Source organism: Halothermothrix orenii H 168 (assembly GCF_000020485.1).
Taxonomy (GTDB): domain Bacteria; phylum Bacillota; class Halanaerobiia; order Halanaerobiales; family Halothermotrichaceae; genus Halothermothrix; species Halothermothrix orenii.
Map to the genome: position 1 here is coordinate 421,631 of NC_011899.1, position 18,554 is coordinate 440,184.

Consider the following 18,554-nt stretch of genomic DNA (forward strand, 5'->3'; position numbering starts at 1 on the left):
AAGGAGTAATAAAAATGTATGAAACATTAATGGCACTCTATTACTCATTTTTTAAAATAGGTCTTTTTGGATTTGGTGGGGGTTATGCAATGATATCCCTGATCCAAGAGGAATTAGCCTGTAATAACTGGCTTAATCTGGATGAATTCCTTGATATTATAGCTATTGCCCAGATGACACCTGGTCCAGTTTCAATTAATAGCGGGACTTTTGTTGGCTATAAAATATCCACCGCAACAGGCTCCCTGATAGCTACCCTGGCTGTTATTACCCCTTCCTTTTTCATGATTTTACTGGTGGCCCGTTTTTTTGAAAAAATAAAAAATTCTCAGTATATATCTTATATTCTCAGGTATTTACGGCCTACTGTAATTGGCTTAATTATAGCTGCAGCCCTTAAAATAGGCAAAAATAGTGTGGGAGATGTGGCCAGTGTCTTAATTGTTTTAAGTGTCATTCTGATAATGGCTAAAACAAAAATTCATCCGGTTATTGTTATAATGCTTGCTGGCATAACAGGAGTTATAATATATCAATAAAGTTATTAGAAATATTAGATTTAGATGATTGGTTAAAAGTGTATGTCATACATGATTTTTCTTGTGGTAAAGCTGGTGTCGACTTTCGTAATAAAAGCTTAATTACTGAATTCTAGAGTTTAACCCATAGCTGTCAGAGCTATGGGTTTTATAAATTGTATCACCATATTTAATTGTTGAATATGCTGTAACAGGGAGAGATTGAGAATGGGATTGTTATCAATATTTAATTCGCTAAAAAATAAAATAGCATGTTTTATTGGTGATAATGACTGCCGGAATCAGGATAAAATACACCTGAACCTTGATGGTCTGTCTATATATATGGAGCGGTGTTTTGAATATGATAAACCCCATGAAGTTTCAGTGTTTGTCCCCCGGGCTGAGTTGAGGAAAAGGATAACCAGGGGGGATGAGGTTGAGGAGATCGAAATCTTATTAAATAGTATAACAGTAGTTCACTCTCCACAGAGGCCATCTGATGAGGGAGGGGGCCCACCACCTGCTCCCCCTGAAATACCCGGGAAAAGCATAAAATTAAAGGAATTTAAAGGGATAAAAGGCAAAGAAATTAATTATTATAACAAAAAAACTAATGCTCACAGATAGTTTTTTAATGTCTAAGAAATTATACCCAGGAGTTTTTCTGTGGATAATTTATGACATCAAGAAATTTACCTTATTAATTGATTATGGCCAAAGGCCAATTTGTTCTAAAATAAAGGAAGTTTGCAATAACTGTTGAAGTATTATACTATAACTCCAAACACAGGAAGGGCCAGTTAATTCTGGCCCTGTTTTTAAAATATTTCATAACTATGGGAAAGGGCGGGGGCTTTAAGATTTTCCAGAACCCGTTCCAGCATTACACCTTCCCGGTTGGCATAGTTATAGCCATAGGTTGTTCTAATGGCGGTGGATACAAACTGGACAGCCCTGTCCAGGGCCAGGGGGAGGCTATCCCCCTGGAGCATACTGCCGACTACCACACTTGTAAAAGCATCCCCGGTACCCGGGAAATGGGTGGGAACATAATCACAGTCTACTTTCCAGAATCTACCATCATCCCGGTTATAGGCCACTACTGAGGTTTTACCTTTAATACCCTCAAAGGGGACACTGGTTATAATGACTATGCGGGGGCCTTTTTGTGAGAGGTCAACCAGGTATGTTTTGATTTTTTCTTCACTGATGGTTTCTGGATAATTTTCATCAAGTAAAAAAGCAGCTTCGGTCATATTGGGGGTAATAACATCAGCCTGGCAAATCAGGCCCTTCATTTCCTGTATCATTCTGCCATTCATTGGTCCGTAAGTCTGGCCATTATCTCCCATGACCGGATCAATAACAATCAGCTGGTTATCACCCTGGAATTTTTCAATAAAATTGGAGACAATGGAGATCTGATCAGGAGAACCCAGAAACCCACTGTAGATACCGTCAAATTTAATGTTTAGTTTGTCCCAGTGGTTAATATAGTCCTCCAGGTGTTCTGTTAAGTCTATATATTTATAGTCTTTAAAACCTCCGGTATGGGTGGATAGAATAGCGGTAGGAACAGGGCAGACCTGAATACCAAGGGTTGAGAGAATAGGTATAATGACAGTTAGTGAAGCCCTTCCAAAACCTGATAAATCATGTATGGCGGCGACCCGGGGTACGGGAAGTTGCATATTGAAATCCTCCTTATGATATTTTGTGGTTATATTTTTTGTTAACTTTATAATTCATCATAGGATGTTTTTTTCCTTTGATTAATCCTGTAATTTCGTCAAAAAATATGCAGTACGTTTATGTAATGAAAAGTCTTTTATTATGATGTTTCTAATTACTATACTTGGTAATACTTTCAGACATTAATTATAGAATTATTTATTATGGAACTGGCTTATTGATAGTGATAAAAAAAATAATAGCAGAAGAAAGGAGAATGTTATATATGGAAATATTTGGTCCCATTCCTTCCAGGAGATTAGGTAAAAGCCTGGGTATAAACATCATTCCCCCGAAAGTATGTAGTTACTCCTGTGTTTATTGTCAGGTTGGAAGGACTAAAAAAATGTGTATAAATCCCGTTGAGGTTGACGACAAGGAAGAAATTAAAGAAAATGTCAGACAAAAATTGGATTTACTCGAACAGCGGGGTGAAAGGGTAGATTATTTAACCTTTATAGCTGATGGAGAACCGACCCTTGCTTCAAATCTGGCTGAGATTATTAAATCAGTCAGGGATTTTAACATAAATACAGCCATAATAACCAATAGTTCAACCATAGATCGGCCCGGGGTTAAAGAAAGTTTAAAGATGGTAGACTGGGTTTCTCTGAAATGTGATGCATATACAGAAGAAGTCTGGCATAAAATTAACAGGCCCCATGGTGGGTTAGAACCTGGTAAGATCAAAAATGGTATGATTGAATTTTCCCGGGATTATTCAGGAAAGATGGTTACCGAGACAATGCTGGTGAAGGGTATTAATGATAGTGAAGAAGAATTAAAGTCTATTGCCTCTTTTTTAAATGAAATTAAACCTGATGTATCCTATATCAGTATTCCGACCCGTCCTCCGGCAGAGGAATATGCTGTATCCCCCACCCCTGAATCAATTAACCGGGCCTATAATATTTTTAAAAGCCAGGGGTTGACACCGGAATTATTAATCGGATATGAAGGAAGTGGATTTGCCAGTACCGGTAATATTAAAGAAGATATTTTAAGCATTACATCAGTTCATCCCTTAAAGCAGGAAGCTATTGTGGCTTTACTTAAAAAAGCTGACGCCAGCTGGAATGAAGTTAACTCTTTAATTGAAGAAGGTAGGATTACTGTTGTTGAATATAATGGGAGTAAGTTTTACGTTAGAACAATAAAATAATCAGGATAATTTTAATTTTTTATGAAAAGTTACTAAATGTATTTTTTTATGTTATATATTATTTAAAATTATTTAAAATTTTTTAAAGCCCCTGTTATGGGGCTTTATCAGTTAAACTTATGTTAAAATATACTAATAAAGGAATATGTAACTTAAACTCGAATTATATATAATATAATCACTTTATTTACATAAAGGAGGGAAAGGGTAAACCCCATGAATTTTACTTATCTAGACTATCACGAGGATCTTTTTAGTAAAATAATCAGTAATGACCTTCCCAGAATCTATGTTTTTGATAACACTAATAACATGCTCAAGGCCAGGGAATATTACAAAAAACCATTATTACAACGGGGAAGTATTTTTATTACTATATCAGACCTGAAAGAAAAACTATTCCCGACTGACCGCCTCATTTTAAAGGAAGAAAAGTTAGCAGTAATATTCTATGAATTACTGACAGAAAGAGAGAAGAAGGAACTCCAGATAAGTGACTATTTTGATGCCATTGAATTTGCCAGTGAATTTTTTAATTTTTTCAATGAATTAAATGAATATGGTGTTAAAAATATTGATAATTTAAGGAAATGGCAGGAGAAGAAGTATAATCTTTTTAAAACAATCAGAAAAAGGTACCGAAAGCGTCTAGAGGAACTCAATTATACGGATCGGACCCTGGCTTTTAATTTTAATAACTTCTGTTCTCATTTTATGGAGGGATATAATGAACTTGTTTTTGTTAATATTGTTAACTTTACCCCGAAAGAAAAAAGGTTGTTAAAGTTGCTTCAGGAAACAGGAAAAGAAATTAATCTGGTGTTACAGCTTTCCCCCGATGACTTTGATGAAGAGTCCCTGAGATTAAAATCGGTAACCCTTCCTGAAGAGTTAAGTTCTGAGATTGAGTTGTATTATACAGGGGAACGTTTGACCCAGATGGTTAATCTGATTTCAAAAATGGAGGCAGAAAACGGAAATATAACCATTCTGGATGCTGATTATAATAACACATGCTACCATCGTCTCATATCACCTGATAAAATAGACATTGACCGGGATTTAAGTTTTACGGAAACGAAAATATACAGGTTTTTAGAGGTTATATATAACCTTCTCAAAAATGCCGATTCCACCGATGGTTTTTTAAGGGTTGAGCTTAATGATCTGTTGGAGGCATGTTATCTCCAGGAATTCAGGGATTACTTCAGTATTAATGAAAATGCCGTAAAAGTCCTGCAGGAACTGGCCCGGGAGGAATATGCCTACTTTTATCCTGGCTTTATAAAAAGGTATATATCACTGAAGAGATTTGGAGAGGTCCTCGAAGAGATAGAAAAATTAAGACAGATAGAAAACATAAATCAGTTATGTAATTACCTGGAAAACCTCAATCTGTATTTTCTCAATGACAGGGAGATCAGTAATAATATAACCCAGTATTTTGACGCCCTGCTAGAGTTGAATTCTCTTGAAGAGATGGGGATTGTTAGTTCCTGGGACCATTATTTTAAAGATAAGGCCCGTGGCCTTTTCCGCATGGCTTTAAATTACCTGCGATATAAAAAGGTAAAACCGGTTATTGACAACCAGAATAAAGGTAATAAACTTGATAGTCTGTTTTCTGCTCCCCACCTTTCCCGGGATATACTGATAGTCCTCAATGCTTCCCGGGGGGTTATTCCTTCAGAGGCAGGGAATGATTTTATATTGACCGACAGGCAGAGGGCGGAACTGGGTTTAGAGACAATAAATAATTTAAGATTGAGGGAGAAGTATTATTTTTACCGCCATATTTTAAACAGCCAGAAAACCATTATCTTCAGCCTGAAAAATCTGGAGAGCAACCTGACGACCAGCTCTTTTGTTGATGAACTCAGGTTAAAATACGGACTTGACCTTAAAGAAGCGGAGATTACTTCCCGGCAGCTACCGGCTGTTATCCGGAGGATATTTCCTGCAAAGCCAGCTGCACTGGGGATGGTATCTTCTGTTAGCAGAAAAGAAGATAAACTGGTTATAGAAACCGATGATTTCCCGGGAAATCAAATGTCTCTGTCTTATTACAGGTATACAACTTTGATAGACTGTTATTATAAATTTTACCTGGAAAAGTTAGTCCGGCTTGCTGAAGACAGGGTGGTAGTTGACCGGGAGATGAGTCCCCTCCTCTTTGGTAATTTTGTCCATGAAGTCTTTGCTGAAGTTTTAAACCGTCAGGGACGTAATTTAAATGTATCTAAAGAAGTGGTGGAAGAGGTTATAGTCGATAAACTTAATTCCTACAGGCTTCAGATTAATAACTATTACCTGCCATATTACCGGAAAGTTTTACTCCCTACAGTTCGTGATTCGGTTATCAGTTTCTTCAGGGGATTAAAAAGAAGGGTTAAAGGAGAGATTGTCGATATTAAAATTGAATGGCAGCCTGAAAAGAGTAAAGACCGGGTCATTTTTAACCACGATTTTACCGATGTATTCTTAAATGGCCGGGTTGATCTTATCATCGAAACCAGTGATACCCGGTTTATTATAGATTTTAAAACAGGCCAGGGCAAGGAAGACCAGCTTGATTTCTATTCCCTGTTGCTTGCCCCTGATTATGGAAGCGAAAAAAAGGTTGCTAAAGAGCTTTATAATGTCATGAAAGCCAGTTTTAAGGCCGGCGCTCCCGGTACTGAGGAGGAGTTTGCCAGGGAAATAAGTGAGGAAATAAAGAACTTTTTTGAAGGTGGGGAATATACGACTATTTATAAATCTCGCTGTAAAGATTGTAACTGGATGGATATCTGCAGGGTGGTGATAGAATGATTAAAGTATTGAAAGCCAGTGCAGGAACAGGGAAGACCTATCGACTTTCTTTAGAATATGTTAATTCATTGCTCCGGGGGCAGTCCTTTGATGAAATTGTAGTTATGACCTTTACCCGGAAGGCAACCGCTGAAATCAGAGAGAGAATTTTTGAGCATATTGAAGACCTTCTGGAACATGGTATGGAAAGTAAAGTCTATAATAGTCTCAAGGAAATATATCATGATATATCTTTTAACAGGGATAACCTGCAGAAAAAATATAAGGCTATGCTAATTAATAAGGATAAACTCCATATCTATACAATTGATAGTTTTATTAACAGGGTATTCAAACAGGCTATTGCCCCCTATCTGGGTGTTTATAAATACGAAATAGTGGAGGACGATAAAAATACCGAAATAGTGGAAAAGGTTTTTAAGGAAATACTGGATAATCCAGATGATTTTGCCCTGATGGAGAAATTCTTGAGTGATAACCCGGAGCGAAAGATTAAAGAGTATATAAATTTAATAAAAAGTATGTTAAATAACCGCTGGAAGTTTTTATTGATTGACCATAAACCACGTAAAAAAAGGGAAACCGGACAGCTGACTCCGCTCCTGGATGAATGCCTGAATATCCTTGAAAGTGCGGCCCGGGATAAGGGAAAGGATTTTTCAAAAGATTATTTTAAAAAATCATTCCAGGGACAGATGAGTCAATACCTGGAACTTGAAACCCATGAGGCCAGAAAGGAGTTTATTATAAAAAATAAAGATTCCTTTTTCAAAGAATCATTCTGGAATGGTAATAATCTCAGGGGGAAGGCCATGGCCCCATTTAAGGAACACCTTGAAGTAAAGTACAGGGAGTTTTTGGAAAAAATGGCCGGGTATATATATAATGAAGAGATGATTCCCTACGAAGAAGAGGTGTTTAAATTTTACTCCCGGATTTTTGAGATCTATGACCGGATTAAATTTAAGGAAAAGACCTTTACCCACACCGATATCAGTAATTATACCTATAAATATTTAAGGGAAGAGGCCCTGGATCTTCTTGATGGGAAAAAGGTAAGTGATTATTTTTACGAACTTCTGGGGAGTGAGGTTACTACCCTATTTATTGATGAATTTCAGGATACCAGTATTCTGCAGTGGAAGATTCTAAAACCCCTTATCGACAGGTGCAGAAATGTGATCGCTGTTGGTGATGAAAAACAGTCTATCTACGGCTGGCGTGGTGGAGAAAAGGAACTTTTCTCCAGGCTTGATAAGATTCTGGATGGGGAAAGTGAATCCCTGAAGGTGTGTTACAGGAGTGAAAAAGAAATAATTAAATTTATTAATCGCTTTTTTACAGGTCTGGAGATTGACTGGGAATATAATGAAGTTAAACATCTGCCTGAAAAACAGGAAGGTTTTATAGAAATATTGCTGGGTGGTGACAGCTTAAAAAATAGAACTAACAGTAAAAAATTTAACAATATGAGTGAAGAAAAACAGAGGCAGATAATTGAACTTAACGAAAAGGTTACAGTAAATTTAAAGAGAAAGATTGTGGAGCGAATTAAGAATATTTCTGATTTAAGCGGGGTAGGTATCCTGGCCCGGTCTAACGACGACCTGTCAGATATTGCCACTGAACTGGATAAAAAAGGGATTCCCTATATCCTTGAGAGTAAGGATAGTCTGATTAACCATGAGGCCGTAAAACCCCTTTATTTCCTACTTGGTTATCTGACATATAATGATTATCTGGAGTTAATAAAGTTTTTAAGGAGTGACCTTGTCGGTCTTGATAACCAGGGGTTGAAATATCTATTGAGAAACAGGGACAGGGTTGAGAAGTTTATGCGGGGAAGGGGAGTAAAGTTGAGTAATGCTCTTCTGCAGAAGGCTCTGTCTGAAATAAGGCGGTTAAAGGCCCTGAATTACAGGGAATTAACAAATACCCTGATACAGAAGTCAGGGTTAATGGATCTCTTTGGCGATAACAGTGGTGCCCTCAAAAACATTTACCACTTCTTTAAATTAATGCGTCAGTTCTCCTGCCTCAAGGATTTTATGGATTATATTGAAGAAAACAAAAACTCAGATGAATTAAAACAGGTAGGTGTTAAGGAGGAGAACGCTGTAAAATTAATGACCATTCACAAGTCTAAAGGCCTTTCCTTTGAAACCGAGTTTTTCTACTGGTGTCCTGGTAAAAGGAAAGGTGGCCGGAGCAATCGTATGGAAATATACGTGAGATTTGATGATAATTTTGAGGAACTGGAAGATTATTTACTGACCCATTCCAGATACACCAGATATTTTGAGTATCTGGGATTTAATTTTAATAAAGAGCAGGAAGAAAAAGAGCTAATAGAGGAAATAAATAATGTTTATGTAGCCCTGACCCGGCCTGAGAAGAACCTTTATTTATACATTGAAGGGCCGAGAATTTTTGAGGTAGATAAACCCGGACAAGAGTGGAAAGGCAAAAAATACAGTTTTTATGAAAAGGCCATCCTTAAAGGGGCAGGGGTTAATTCCCTGTGTGACCTTATTGAGGGCAGGAGGCTCGGTCATTTTAATAGTGAAGAGAAAGATAGAGGTGAGGAAAATATCCTTCTCCCTGACCTGGAACCATATTTTCAGCCTGGTGATCTACCGGAAGAACTCCTCGACAGTTTTAATGATAATAAAGATCTTAATATGAACTTAAAAATGGAGATTGACCGGATAGAGGGGCTGGCAATCCATTATTATCTGGAGCATATCCAGTATAATAGCCAGGAAGAACGGGATTATGCCAGGAAGATGGTTCTGGCCCGGTATGGTAATATCCTGGGACCAGTCAAGACTGATGAGATTTTTGAAAGGGTCGAAAGTTTTATCAAAAACAACCCCGGTTATTTTGAGGATAGATGGAAGGTATTTACTGAATATGAAATTAAAGATGGTAACCAGGTTTACAGGATAGACCGACTGCTGGTAGATGAGGGGGGAAAAGAGATAAAGATTATAGATTATAAGAGCGGGGAAACCAGGGAAAAAACACAGCTTGAAAAATATAAAGATCTCCTGGAAGAAAAAACCGGGGGAGAGTATTCCATATCTGTTGAGTTTGTGGAGGTGTAAAAAATAGTAAAAAAAGGACTGGATACAGGTAATATTTAACAATTGTATAATCTAAAAAGGCAGGGTTATTACCCTGCCTTTTCTTTGCTGTCAATTATGGTGTACCTTACTATAGTTTATATATTATACTATAGTTTATATATCTCTATAGTTTATATATCTTACTATATTTATTTTCAAGGTATTTAATCAGGTACCTGGAATTAATTTCTTCTCCGGTGACCTTTTTAATTATTTCTGTTGGAGTAAGGAGTTTACCGTATTTATGTATCTTGTCACCGAGCCATTCCTTGATGGGCTGGAAATGCCCCTTACTTATCAGTTCATCATAATTATTAATTTCTTTCTTAATAGTGTTATAAAACTGGGCTGCATAGATATTCCCCAGGGCATAGGAGGGGAAATAACCAAACAGGGCATTTGACCAGTGGACATCCTGGAGAACCCCTTCCTTATCATTTTCTGGTTCGATGCCCAGGTATTCTTTCATTTTTTGATTCCAGACTTCAGGGAGTTCAGCAACCTCAAGCTCCCGGTTTATTAAAGCCTTTTCTATTTCATACCTGACCATGATATGAAGGTTATAGGTAAGTTCATCGGCTTCTACTCTGATCATTGATGGCTCAACTTTATTTATAGCCCGGTAAAATTCATCTAGGGATATATCATTAAGCTGTTCAGGGAAGAGCTTCCGAACCTTTCCATAATAAGACTTCCAGAAGTTATAGCTCCTGCCAATAATGTTTTCCCAGAACCTGGACTGGGACTCATGGATACCCATAGAGGCCCCATCATGTAATGGGGTTTCATCGAGTTCAGGATCAATATTCTGGTCATATATAGCATGGCCCCCTTCGTGGAGTGAACTGAACAGGGCGCTGGTTAAATTGTGGGGGTAATAATGGGTTGTTACCCTGACATCTCCACTATTAATACCAATGGTAAAGGGGTGCTCACTTTCATCCAGTCTGCCGGCTTTAAAATCATAACCGATTTCTTCTAAAAGTAGCTCACATAGTTTTTCCTGGGTTGCAGGGTCATAATATTCTTTCAGGAAGGAATCATCCGGTTTATCTTGAGCATCCTTAACCCTTTTAAGTAAGGGGACAATACTGGCCTTGAGATCGGTAAAAATATCATCCAGCTTCTCCACAGTAACCCCTGGTTCATAATGATCGAGTAGTGTATTATATTTATTCCCCTCATACCCCCAGATATCGATAAATTCATTGAGGTAGTCAACTATTTTTTCAAGGTATGGCCGGAAAAGATTGAAATCGTCATTTTGTTTAGCTTTTTTCCAGATAGATTCAGCTTCTGATTTTAACCTGACAAAGTCACGGTATTTATCTTCCGGTATTTTTTTGAACCTGTCATAATTTTTTTTGCATTCCCTTACTATTCCCTTCATTACAGGATCAAGGTCTTTATTTACCTCTTGCCGGGAAAAGTTATCAAGGTATTCCTTCATTTTATCAGAGGTAGACATTTTAAAGACTTCTGTTGAGAGGAGACTGATTATAGAAGCCCTCTTAGAAACACCTTTTTCCGGCATTCCGGTAACCATGTCCCAGTAGAGGAGAGACTGCGCACTATCGTAGGCCTTAATCTTTTGAACAAACTCCAGAAACGATTTTTCAGTATTTGACTGTTTGATATTGAACACCTCACTTAAGTATTTTTTCGCTTAGTAATTTGACTATAAATTTTAACAAAGTTCTTTTATAAAAATTTAAGAACTAGTATATACCTAATTTTAACATAGTATGCCCGTTTTATCCAGGTACTATAGTTATTATAATACATAAAAATGTTAAAAAAAAATTAAACTGGAAATTGATGGGTTCATAAAAGTCAAAAAGAACGGGATAACTGTAACCAGTTATGAATATAACTATAAAGGGCTCTGTGTCAAGAAAAAAACCTAGAATCAACTGTATATTATATCTTTGATATAAACGACAATGTCCTTTATGAGCAGGAAGATAATACCTTTACGGAGTATATATATGTAGAAGGAAAACACTTTGCCAGGGTAGATGGCAACTTACTAACAACAGAAATATTTATATATTAACTCGAAAAAGGACAGCTATATTAAGATAATGGAATAATATGACTGGTATAAAACAATAGAAAATAAAACCTAATACAGTTATATATTATGTTATCGAGAGGACAGAAAACTACGAATATAATGCGGTCGATAACAGGCTAGAAAAATTAGGACCGCAGCTGGTAGGACCAGTGCCAGGTGTATTGATCATAATAAGATAGGTCTTTATTACTATATATGGGATATTTGAATAATTACTCTTGAAATATCTTATTTTTTTTTATATTATTAAATAAATATTTACCATATAAAGGATAATTATAAATACAGCTAGATTTGTTATGTAATTAAATTCTATAAAAATTTCACTAAAAAACGAAACCGGTTACGGGGAATCATATTGAAATATTATTTACTAATTATGAAATGGGGTGGTTTATGGTTATAGTCAGTTCTATGGTTTTTAAAATATTGTTTAAGTTATTTTAGAGGCCGGTTTGTAAAAAATTGAGTAAAAATTTTTAAAATTTACAGGAGGTTAAAAAATGTCAAAAAACAAGCTATTGCTTTTTATGATGTTGATGGTACTCCTTCTCTTTACTTACACTGTTTCAGGTGCAGTTCCTAATGAAGGGGTTGTCTCAGTTGGAGCCGGAAGTTATGTAGATGTTTTTCCTTCTGGTATAGATCAAAGCAACCCGGACAATACCGATATCCAGGAAAATATATATATTACTTCTAATATGGAAGGACGTCCTATTCCCACTAATGACTGGTGGAGTAGTCTTGTCTGGGAAGGGGTTTCTGATGATGGTCATTATGTACAGGCTGCCCATCCTTTCTTAATAAAACTTGAAGCGCGAGGTATGAGGTTATTCGCACCAAAAACTGAAGACTTCTGGGTAATTGATAATGCTTATGGTGCTACTATGGCCGTTGGAAATAGCCAGGATTTTGTCCTGGGGAATAGTTTATCAACAACTATGGAGGCCTATCTACATGACTTCAGTGATTGGTTTGTGACTGCTTCCATGGAGGGCGGTAGTGCCTCAATGAAATTGACCTATGGACATGGTTCTCCTTATGTTTATGCCATTTATGAAAGTGGGAACCCTACTTTGACCTTTGACACCCCACCTACAATCTGGTATGATAATTCTTACACTAAAGTAATTGGTTTTTCTATAGAGGGTAGAAATTATGCAGCTTTTGCCCCTGAGGGTAGTACCTGGTCAGGAATTGGTACTACTACCATTACCTGCAATTTACCAGGTGGGAGTAACTATTTCAGTGTAGCAGCTTTACCTCCTGGTGAACCGGACACACTACTACCATTATTTGAACAATACGCATATAACCATATTATTAATACAGAAGTAGTGTGGGAGTATGTGGAAAGTAGTAGTGAAGTAATTACATCTTACAATTATACAGTTACCCAATATGAAGGAAGTGAAACAGGTACTCTCTTTGCGCTTTATCCTCATCAGTGGAGAAACCTGCAACAGGGAAATTTACAAAATTATTCCTATACTACTGCCCGGGGTGAAATGAAACTTGCTCAGGGTACATCTTTTACTACAAGTATGAAATTCCCGGGTGTTTTGAGTGCCCTTCCACCTCTGGAAACCCAGACTGATCTTGACAGGTTGTATAGCTATGTCGATTCTGCCAGGAACGAACCATTTACCAGTACAGATACTTACTATGTAGGAAAAAGGCTCGGTAAACTGGCCACCATTATTCCTATAGCTGAACAGGTTAATCATACTACTGCAGCCAGTGAATTCCGAAATGAATTAAGGACTCGTCTGGAAAATTGGTTTAATGCTACCAATGATGATGGTTCTGCCTATGTCAGGGATATTTTTTATTATAATAACAACTGGAAGACCCTGATTGGTTTTGATGCTAGTTTTGGTAGTGCTAATCAGCTTAACGATCACCACTTCCATTACGGTTATTTTATAAAGGGTGCTGCTGAAATAGCCCGGACCGATCGCACCTGGGCTTCTGAAAGCCAATATGGAGAAATGGTTAATTTACTGATCAGGGATATAGCCTGTCCTGACAGAAATGACCCAATGTTCCCATTCTTGAGGAATTTTGATATCTATGCAGGACATTCATGGGCTTCAGGTCATGCCCGTTTTGCTGATGGTAATAATAATGAATCATCATCCGAGGCCATGAATGCCTGGACAGCCCTGATCCTATGGGGAGAGTATACCAATAGTCCAGAGATAAAGGAACTGGGAATTTATCTTTATACTACAGAAATGCATGCAATATATGAATACTGGTTTAACATCTATAATGAAAATTATCCTGATACATTTAGTAAACCTATGACAGCTATGGTCTGGGGTTGCAAACAGGACTATGCTACCTGGTTTAGTGCAGCACCAGAGGCTATTCAGGGTATAGTTTTATTACCAATTCAGGCCGGGTCACTCTATCTGGGACATGACCCCAATTATTGCCAGTTATATTTTGATTTCCTGGTGGATCAGCGGGGTAGCAGTGACTTTGCCCAGTGGGATGCTATTTTCTATGCATATGAAGCTCTTTTTGATCCTGACCAGGCCCTGCAGGACTTCTTTACCTATGAAAACCAGTTACTTAATTCTACCAGTGGGCCGACGGCAGCGACTGAAGAGGGTAATACCGTTGCTAATACCTATCACTGGATTAAAAATTTACAGAGATTAGGCAGGGTAGACCATAGTGTTGTGGCTACAAACCATGCTCTTTACGCTGTCTTCCAGCAGACAGATGGAACTCGGACCTATGTTGCCTATAACCCCACAGACAATGGTAAGACAGTTAATTTTAGTGATGGCGGCAACCTCTATGTTGCTCCCCATTCCTATGGTGTTTCTACCGATTCTCCAGTAATTAATCCCCCGTCATCACCTGTTTTAAATAGTGCCATTGCAGGTGACGCCCAGGTAACTTTAGATTGGAATAGTGTTAGTGGAGCAACTGGTTATAAAGTTTACTATGGAACAGCTAGCGGAGAGTATAATAATGTTCAGACTGTTAGTGATATAACCAGTTATACCGTAACTGGATTGACCAACGATACGACTTACTATTTCGTAATTACTGCTACTAATTCAGCAGGCGAAAGTGGTTATTCTAATGAACTTTCAGCAACACCACAACCTGAATTAAATAATCCTCCGGTAGAACCAAATTTAAACAGTGCAACTGCTGGAGATGGTGAAGTCAGCTTAAGCTGGGATAGTGTCAGTGGTGTTACTGGTTATAACCTTCATTATGGAACGAGCAGTGGGAGTTACTCCGTGACAATTGATGTCGGTAATTCAACCAGTTATACTGTAACCGGCTTGAACAATAACACAACCTACTATTTTGCCGTGACTGCCTATAATGATAATGGTGAGAGTGGTTACTCCAATGAACTTTCAGCAACACCACAGGCCGAAAGCAGTGATGATCATGGTGCTGAATATGTCAGCCCAACAGAAGCCCTGTTCTGGGTTGATGATGGAGGGGATCCTTCCACCCAGGACTACGGTTGGGTTATTGTATATATCGGGCCAGATCCCAGCACATCACTACATGAAAAGCCGGGTTATCACATGAGCTATAACTCCAGTCTGGACCGCTGGGAATATACCAAGGCAGATATGCATGATAATGATGGTAATCCATGGGAATACCAGTTTAATTTTAATGATCAGGAATTAAGTGAAGAATATCTTTACTATCATCAGCCGTAACAATTCATGATAGTTATTTATAAGAAACTCTAAGTTGACTAATAACAGAATTAAAAAGTTGTGAACAGTACTATTATGCTCCCCTTAAAGGTAGGCAGATTTATGTCTAATAAGTCTGTCTACTCGAATGGGGGAGTATTTTTAATGGACTTATTCTTGAAAAAAATTTATATGGAATTTTCTTATAAATAAAAAGAGGAATTTTAGCACCGATTGTATAATATTTATTATAGGAAATGTAATCGGTTACGGTAAAGTAATATGAAAAATATCCAATATACAGGTATTTTATTAAAAAAATTACTAACGAAAGAGTAATTGTCCCATAATCTAAAGACCAACTATCTAACAATTTATAAGAAATAGTATAGTATTCTATAATAAGGTATCTCAAGAATATATCGTAAGCGGTTACGATAAATGTAAGTAATATTTTATTCGGTTTTCATTTAATAATATTTGTATTTTACTTTAATTAAATCTGTGAATTAATTTTATTAAATAATTAAATAAAGAAAGGAATGTTAAATATGGGTTGGGAATTCAACAATAACAAGGGTACCTTTAGTTTGAAGGGGGCTGATGATAATAGTTATTTATATTTTCCACTGACTAACGAGAGTGGAATCATGTCCTCAATAACCCCGACACTAAACGGGGACATTAAAACTGACCAGAATAGTTTTTTGATGCAGCCTGTATCTGTTGAGGACCTACATAATAACAGATCAAACCGTAATTTCTGGTTAAAAATTGATGGTTATGGGCCGTGGTCAGTAACGGGTAATTCTGCCAGACAAATTTCTATGAAATATACCGGAGATAAAAAAATAGAAACTGCTGATGTGGAAGCAGGGTTTTTATGGCATAAGGTGATAAGAAAAAATAGAAAACTTAACATTAAAGCAGAAATAACCAATTTTGTCCCGGTAAATGAGGACCAGGTTGAGTTAATGAAAGTTACTATCGTTAATACGGGACAGGAGACTATAAAATTTACCCCGACGGCAGCCATTCCAGTATACGGACGTTCTGCTGATAATCTGAGGGATCATAGACATGTTACCTCTTTATTACATCGTATTACTACTAATTCTAACGGGGTTATAGTAACCCCTACTTTGTCCTTTGATGAAAGAGGGCATCAGCCAAATAATACTTCTTATGGTGTATTTGGGCGATGTTCAGACTCTTCAGATCCGGTAGGTTTTTGTCCGGTTCTGGAGGACTTTATTGGAGAGGGAGGAACCCTGGACTGGCCCCGTTCTATTGTGGAAGGTAATGTTGATTTTGTAAAACCCGGTTTTAAATATGAGGGTTATGAGAGTATAGGGGCCATTAAGTTTGGTGATAAAGAATTAAAAGCCGGGGAGTCTATTTCCTATATTATTGTAATGGTGATAGATCATAATGGGAAAGACATGAAAAAATATATTGATAAATACTGTTCTGAAAAAGATTTTGACAGGGAACTAAATGAAAATAAAAAATACTGGCAATCTACAATTGAGCAGCTCACTTTTTATACAGGGGATGAAACCTTTGATAACTGGATGAAGTGGGTTACCCTGCAGCCGGTATTACGCAGGATATATGGATGTTCATTTTTGCCATATCATGATTACGGCCGGGGAGGCAGAGGCTGGAGAGACCTCTGGCAGGATTGTCTTGCTTTATTATTAATGGATGATAAGAATGTCAGGTATCTATTATACAATAATTTTGCTGGTGTTAGAATAGATGGCAGTAATGCGACAATAATTGGTAATAAACCAGGTGAATTTATTGCCGACAGGAATAATATTACCAGGTTATGGATAGACCATGGTGCCTGGCCCCTGCAGACGACAAGTCTATATATTAATATGTCCGGTGATATAAAATTCTTGATGGAAAAACAGTCATATTTTAAAGATAGAATTGTATCCTTTGCCAGAGAGATTGATAACAGGTGGCATCAGGGAATGGGTAATAAATTAAAAACAGAAGAGGGCCAGGTCTACCACGGTTCCATTCTTGAACATATTCTCCTGCAAAATCTAACAGTGTTTTTTAATGTTGGGGAGCATAATAACATAAGACTGGAGGATGCTGACTGGAATGACGGCCTGGACATGGCTTCAGAAAAGGGAGAAAGTGTCGCTTTTACAGCCTTTTATGCCGGTAATTTGTTTGAGATTGTAAACCTGTTAGAAACATTAAGAGATAAAGAAAATGTGACTGAAGTGAAGTTGCTGGAGGAAATCAAGGTTTTACTGGATACACTTTATAATCCGGTAGATTATAATGATGTCACTGCCAAAAATGAAGTGTTAAATAAATATTTCGCCAGTTGTAAATATAATATATCCGGTAACCAGGTTACAATAAAAATTGATCAACTCATCAAAGATATCAAACGAAAAGCAAACTGGTTACAGGAACATTTAAGGGAAAATGAATATATTGGGGATAATAAGGGGCATAAGTGGTTTAATGGATATTATGATAATAAAGGTCAGCGGGTTGAAGGCAGGTTTGAAAAGGAAACCAGGATGACCTTGACCGGACAGGTATTTACCACTATGTTTGGTATAGCAACCGGAGAACAGGTAAAAAATATAATTTCTGCTGCTGATTATTACCTCTATGATGATGGTGTAGGAGGTTACCGGTTAAATACAGATTTTAAGGACAAAGATATTCAGCTTGGACGTTGTTTTGGTTTTGCCTATGGCCATAAAGAAAATGGAGCCATGTTTAGCCATATGTCTGTAATGTATGCAAACGCTCTTTACCGGAGAAATTTTGTTAAAGAAGGATTCAAGGTGTGGCATAGTATTTATAATCATTGCCTTGATTTTGACAGAAGCCGTATTTATCCCGGTATACCGGAATACATCAGCCAACGGGGCAGGGGTATGTATAGTTATTTAACGGGTTCTGCCAGCTGGTTATTACTTACCTTTGCTACGGAAGTCTTTGGTGTTAAAGGGTATTACGGGGATTTGAGGCTGGAACCAAAGCTATTAAAGGAGCAATTTGATGAAGAAGGAAAGGCTACCATTGGTATTAAATTTGCCGGGAAGAGATTAACAATAACTTATGTTAATCCTCAACTGTTAGACTATGATTCCTATAAGATAGATAAAGTAATGGTTAATGATGAAATAATAGATTATTATGAAGATAAACAGGTAACTATTAAAAGGGAAGATATTGAAGAAAGGGATGAAGTAATAGATATTACGGTAAGACTGGCATAAGATTTTTTAGAAACTTATTATGTTCAGATACTATTGTTTTCAGGGTTATTTGTTTTTAGTGATGTCTGTCATTGTGTTATATATGTTTTCAGTGCTTCTATTTGTTTTAAAATTTTAAATTTAGATTTAAATTTTAATGAGGTGAATAAGTGAAGGTCATAAAGTAATAAAG

General features: G+C 37.1%; 9 protein-coding genes. 7 read left to right on the plus strand and 2 right to left on the minus strand.

Annotated elements, in window-relative coordinates; genetic code table 11:
- The first annotated feature begins 14 nt into the window (after positions 1-14).
- Both HORE_RS02185 and HORE_RS12285 read left to right on the plus strand, forming a co-directional pair.
- Positions 15-539, plus strand: coding sequence for a chromate transporter (locus HORE_RS02185; RefSeq protein ID WP_012635355.1), 525 nt, complete (start codon positions 15-17; stop codon positions 537-539).
- Positions 540-746: 207 nt separating this feature from the next.
- Positions 747-1,148 carry a hypothetical protein gene (locus tag HORE_RS12285; RefSeq protein WP_012635356.1) on the plus strand — a complete coding sequence of 134 codons (402 nt, stop codon included), beginning with the start codon at positions 747-749 and terminating at the stop codon, positions 1,146-1,148.
- A 191-nt stretch (positions 1,149-1,339) separates the two neighbouring features.
- Here the strand turns inward: HORE_RS12285 and HORE_RS02195 are convergent, their stop codons facing one another.
- A complete protein-coding gene (locus HORE_RS02195; protein ID WP_012635357.1) occupies positions 1,340-2,212 on the minus strand; it encodes a pyridoxamine kinase in 873 nt (290 codons plus the stop codon).
- 266 nt (positions 2,213-2,478) lie between these two features.
- Between HORE_RS02195 and HORE_RS02200 the strand changes: the two genes are divergently transcribed.
- The 3 genes from HORE_RS02200 (at position 2,479) to HORE_RS02210 (ending at position 9,332) form a co-directional block, all read left to right on the plus strand.
- Positions 2,479-3,414, plus strand: a complete 936-nt coding sequence (locus HORE_RS02200; RefSeq protein ID WP_012635358.1) for a radical SAM protein — start codon at positions 2,479-2,481, stop codon at positions 3,412-3,414.
- A 216-nt stretch (positions 3,415-3,630) separates the two neighbouring features.
- Positions 3,631-6,225 carry a PD-(D/E)XK nuclease family protein gene (locus HORE_RS02205; RefSeq protein ID WP_012635359.1) on the plus strand — a complete coding sequence of 865 codons (2,595 nt, stop codon included), beginning with the start codon at positions 3,631-3,633 and terminating at the stop codon, positions 6,223-6,225.
- Positions 6,222-9,332, plus strand: coding sequence for a UvrD-helicase domain-containing protein (locus tag HORE_RS02210; RefSeq protein WP_012635360.1), 3,111 nt, complete (start codon positions 6,222-6,224; stop codon positions 9,330-9,332). The genes HORE_RS02205 and HORE_RS02210 overlap by 4 nt, the downstream gene beginning before the upstream one ends.
- A 145-nt stretch (positions 9,333-9,477) precedes the next feature.
- Here HORE_RS02210 and HORE_RS02215 read toward each other — a convergent pair whose 3' ends face one another.
- A complete protein-coding gene (locus HORE_RS02215; RefSeq protein ID WP_012635361.1) occupies positions 9,478-10,998 on the minus strand; it encodes a carboxypeptidase M32 in 1,521 nt (506 codons plus the stop codon).
- Positions 10,999-11,933: 935 nt separating this feature from the next.
- Here HORE_RS02215 and HORE_RS02220 point away from each other — a divergent pair.
- Together HORE_RS02220 and HORE_RS02225 are read left to right on the plus strand one after the other, a co-directional pair.
- Positions 11,934-15,137, plus strand: coding sequence for a glycosyl hydrolase (locus HORE_RS02220; protein ID WP_012635362.1), 3,204 nt, complete (start codon positions 11,934-11,936; stop codon positions 15,135-15,137).
- A gap of 530 nt (positions 15,138-15,667) precedes the next feature.
- On the plus strand, positions 15,668-18,382 hold the full coding sequence (locus tag HORE_RS02225) for a GH36-type glycosyl hydrolase domain-containing protein (protein ID WP_012635363.1): 2,715 nt from the start codon (positions 15,668-15,670) through the stop codon (positions 18,380-18,382).
- Positions 18,383-18,554 lie beyond the last annotated feature (172 nt).

Coding starts and splice junctions, on each gene's coding strand:
- HORE_RS02185 (WP_012635355.1), top strand. CDS start 15: ATGTATGAAACATTAATGGCACTCTATTACTCATTTTTTAAAATAGGT.
- HORE_RS12285 (WP_012635356.1), top strand. CDS start 747: ATGGGATTGTTATCAATATTTAATTCGCTAAAAAATAAAATAGCATGT.
- HORE_RS02195 (WP_012635357.1), bottom strand. CDS start 2,212: ATGCAACTTCCCGTACCCCGGGTCGCCGCCATACATGATTTATCAGGT.
- HORE_RS02200 (WP_012635358.1), top strand. CDS start 2,479: ATGGAAATATTTGGTCCCATTCCTTCCAGGAGATTAGGTAAAAGCCTG.
- HORE_RS02205 (WP_012635359.1), top strand. CDS start 3,631: ATGAATTTTACTTATCTAGACTATCACGAGGATCTTTTTAGTAAAATA.
- HORE_RS02210 (WP_012635360.1), top strand. CDS start 6,222: ATGATTAAAGTATTGAAAGCCAGTGCAGGAACAGGGAAGACCTATCGA.
- HORE_RS02220 (WP_012635362.1), top strand. CDS start 11,934: ATGTCAAAAAACAAGCTATTGCTTTTTATGATGTTGATGGTACTCCTT.
- HORE_RS02225 (WP_012635363.1), top strand. CDS start 15,668: ATGGGTTGGGAATTCAACAATAACAAGGGTACCTTTAGTTTGAAGGGG.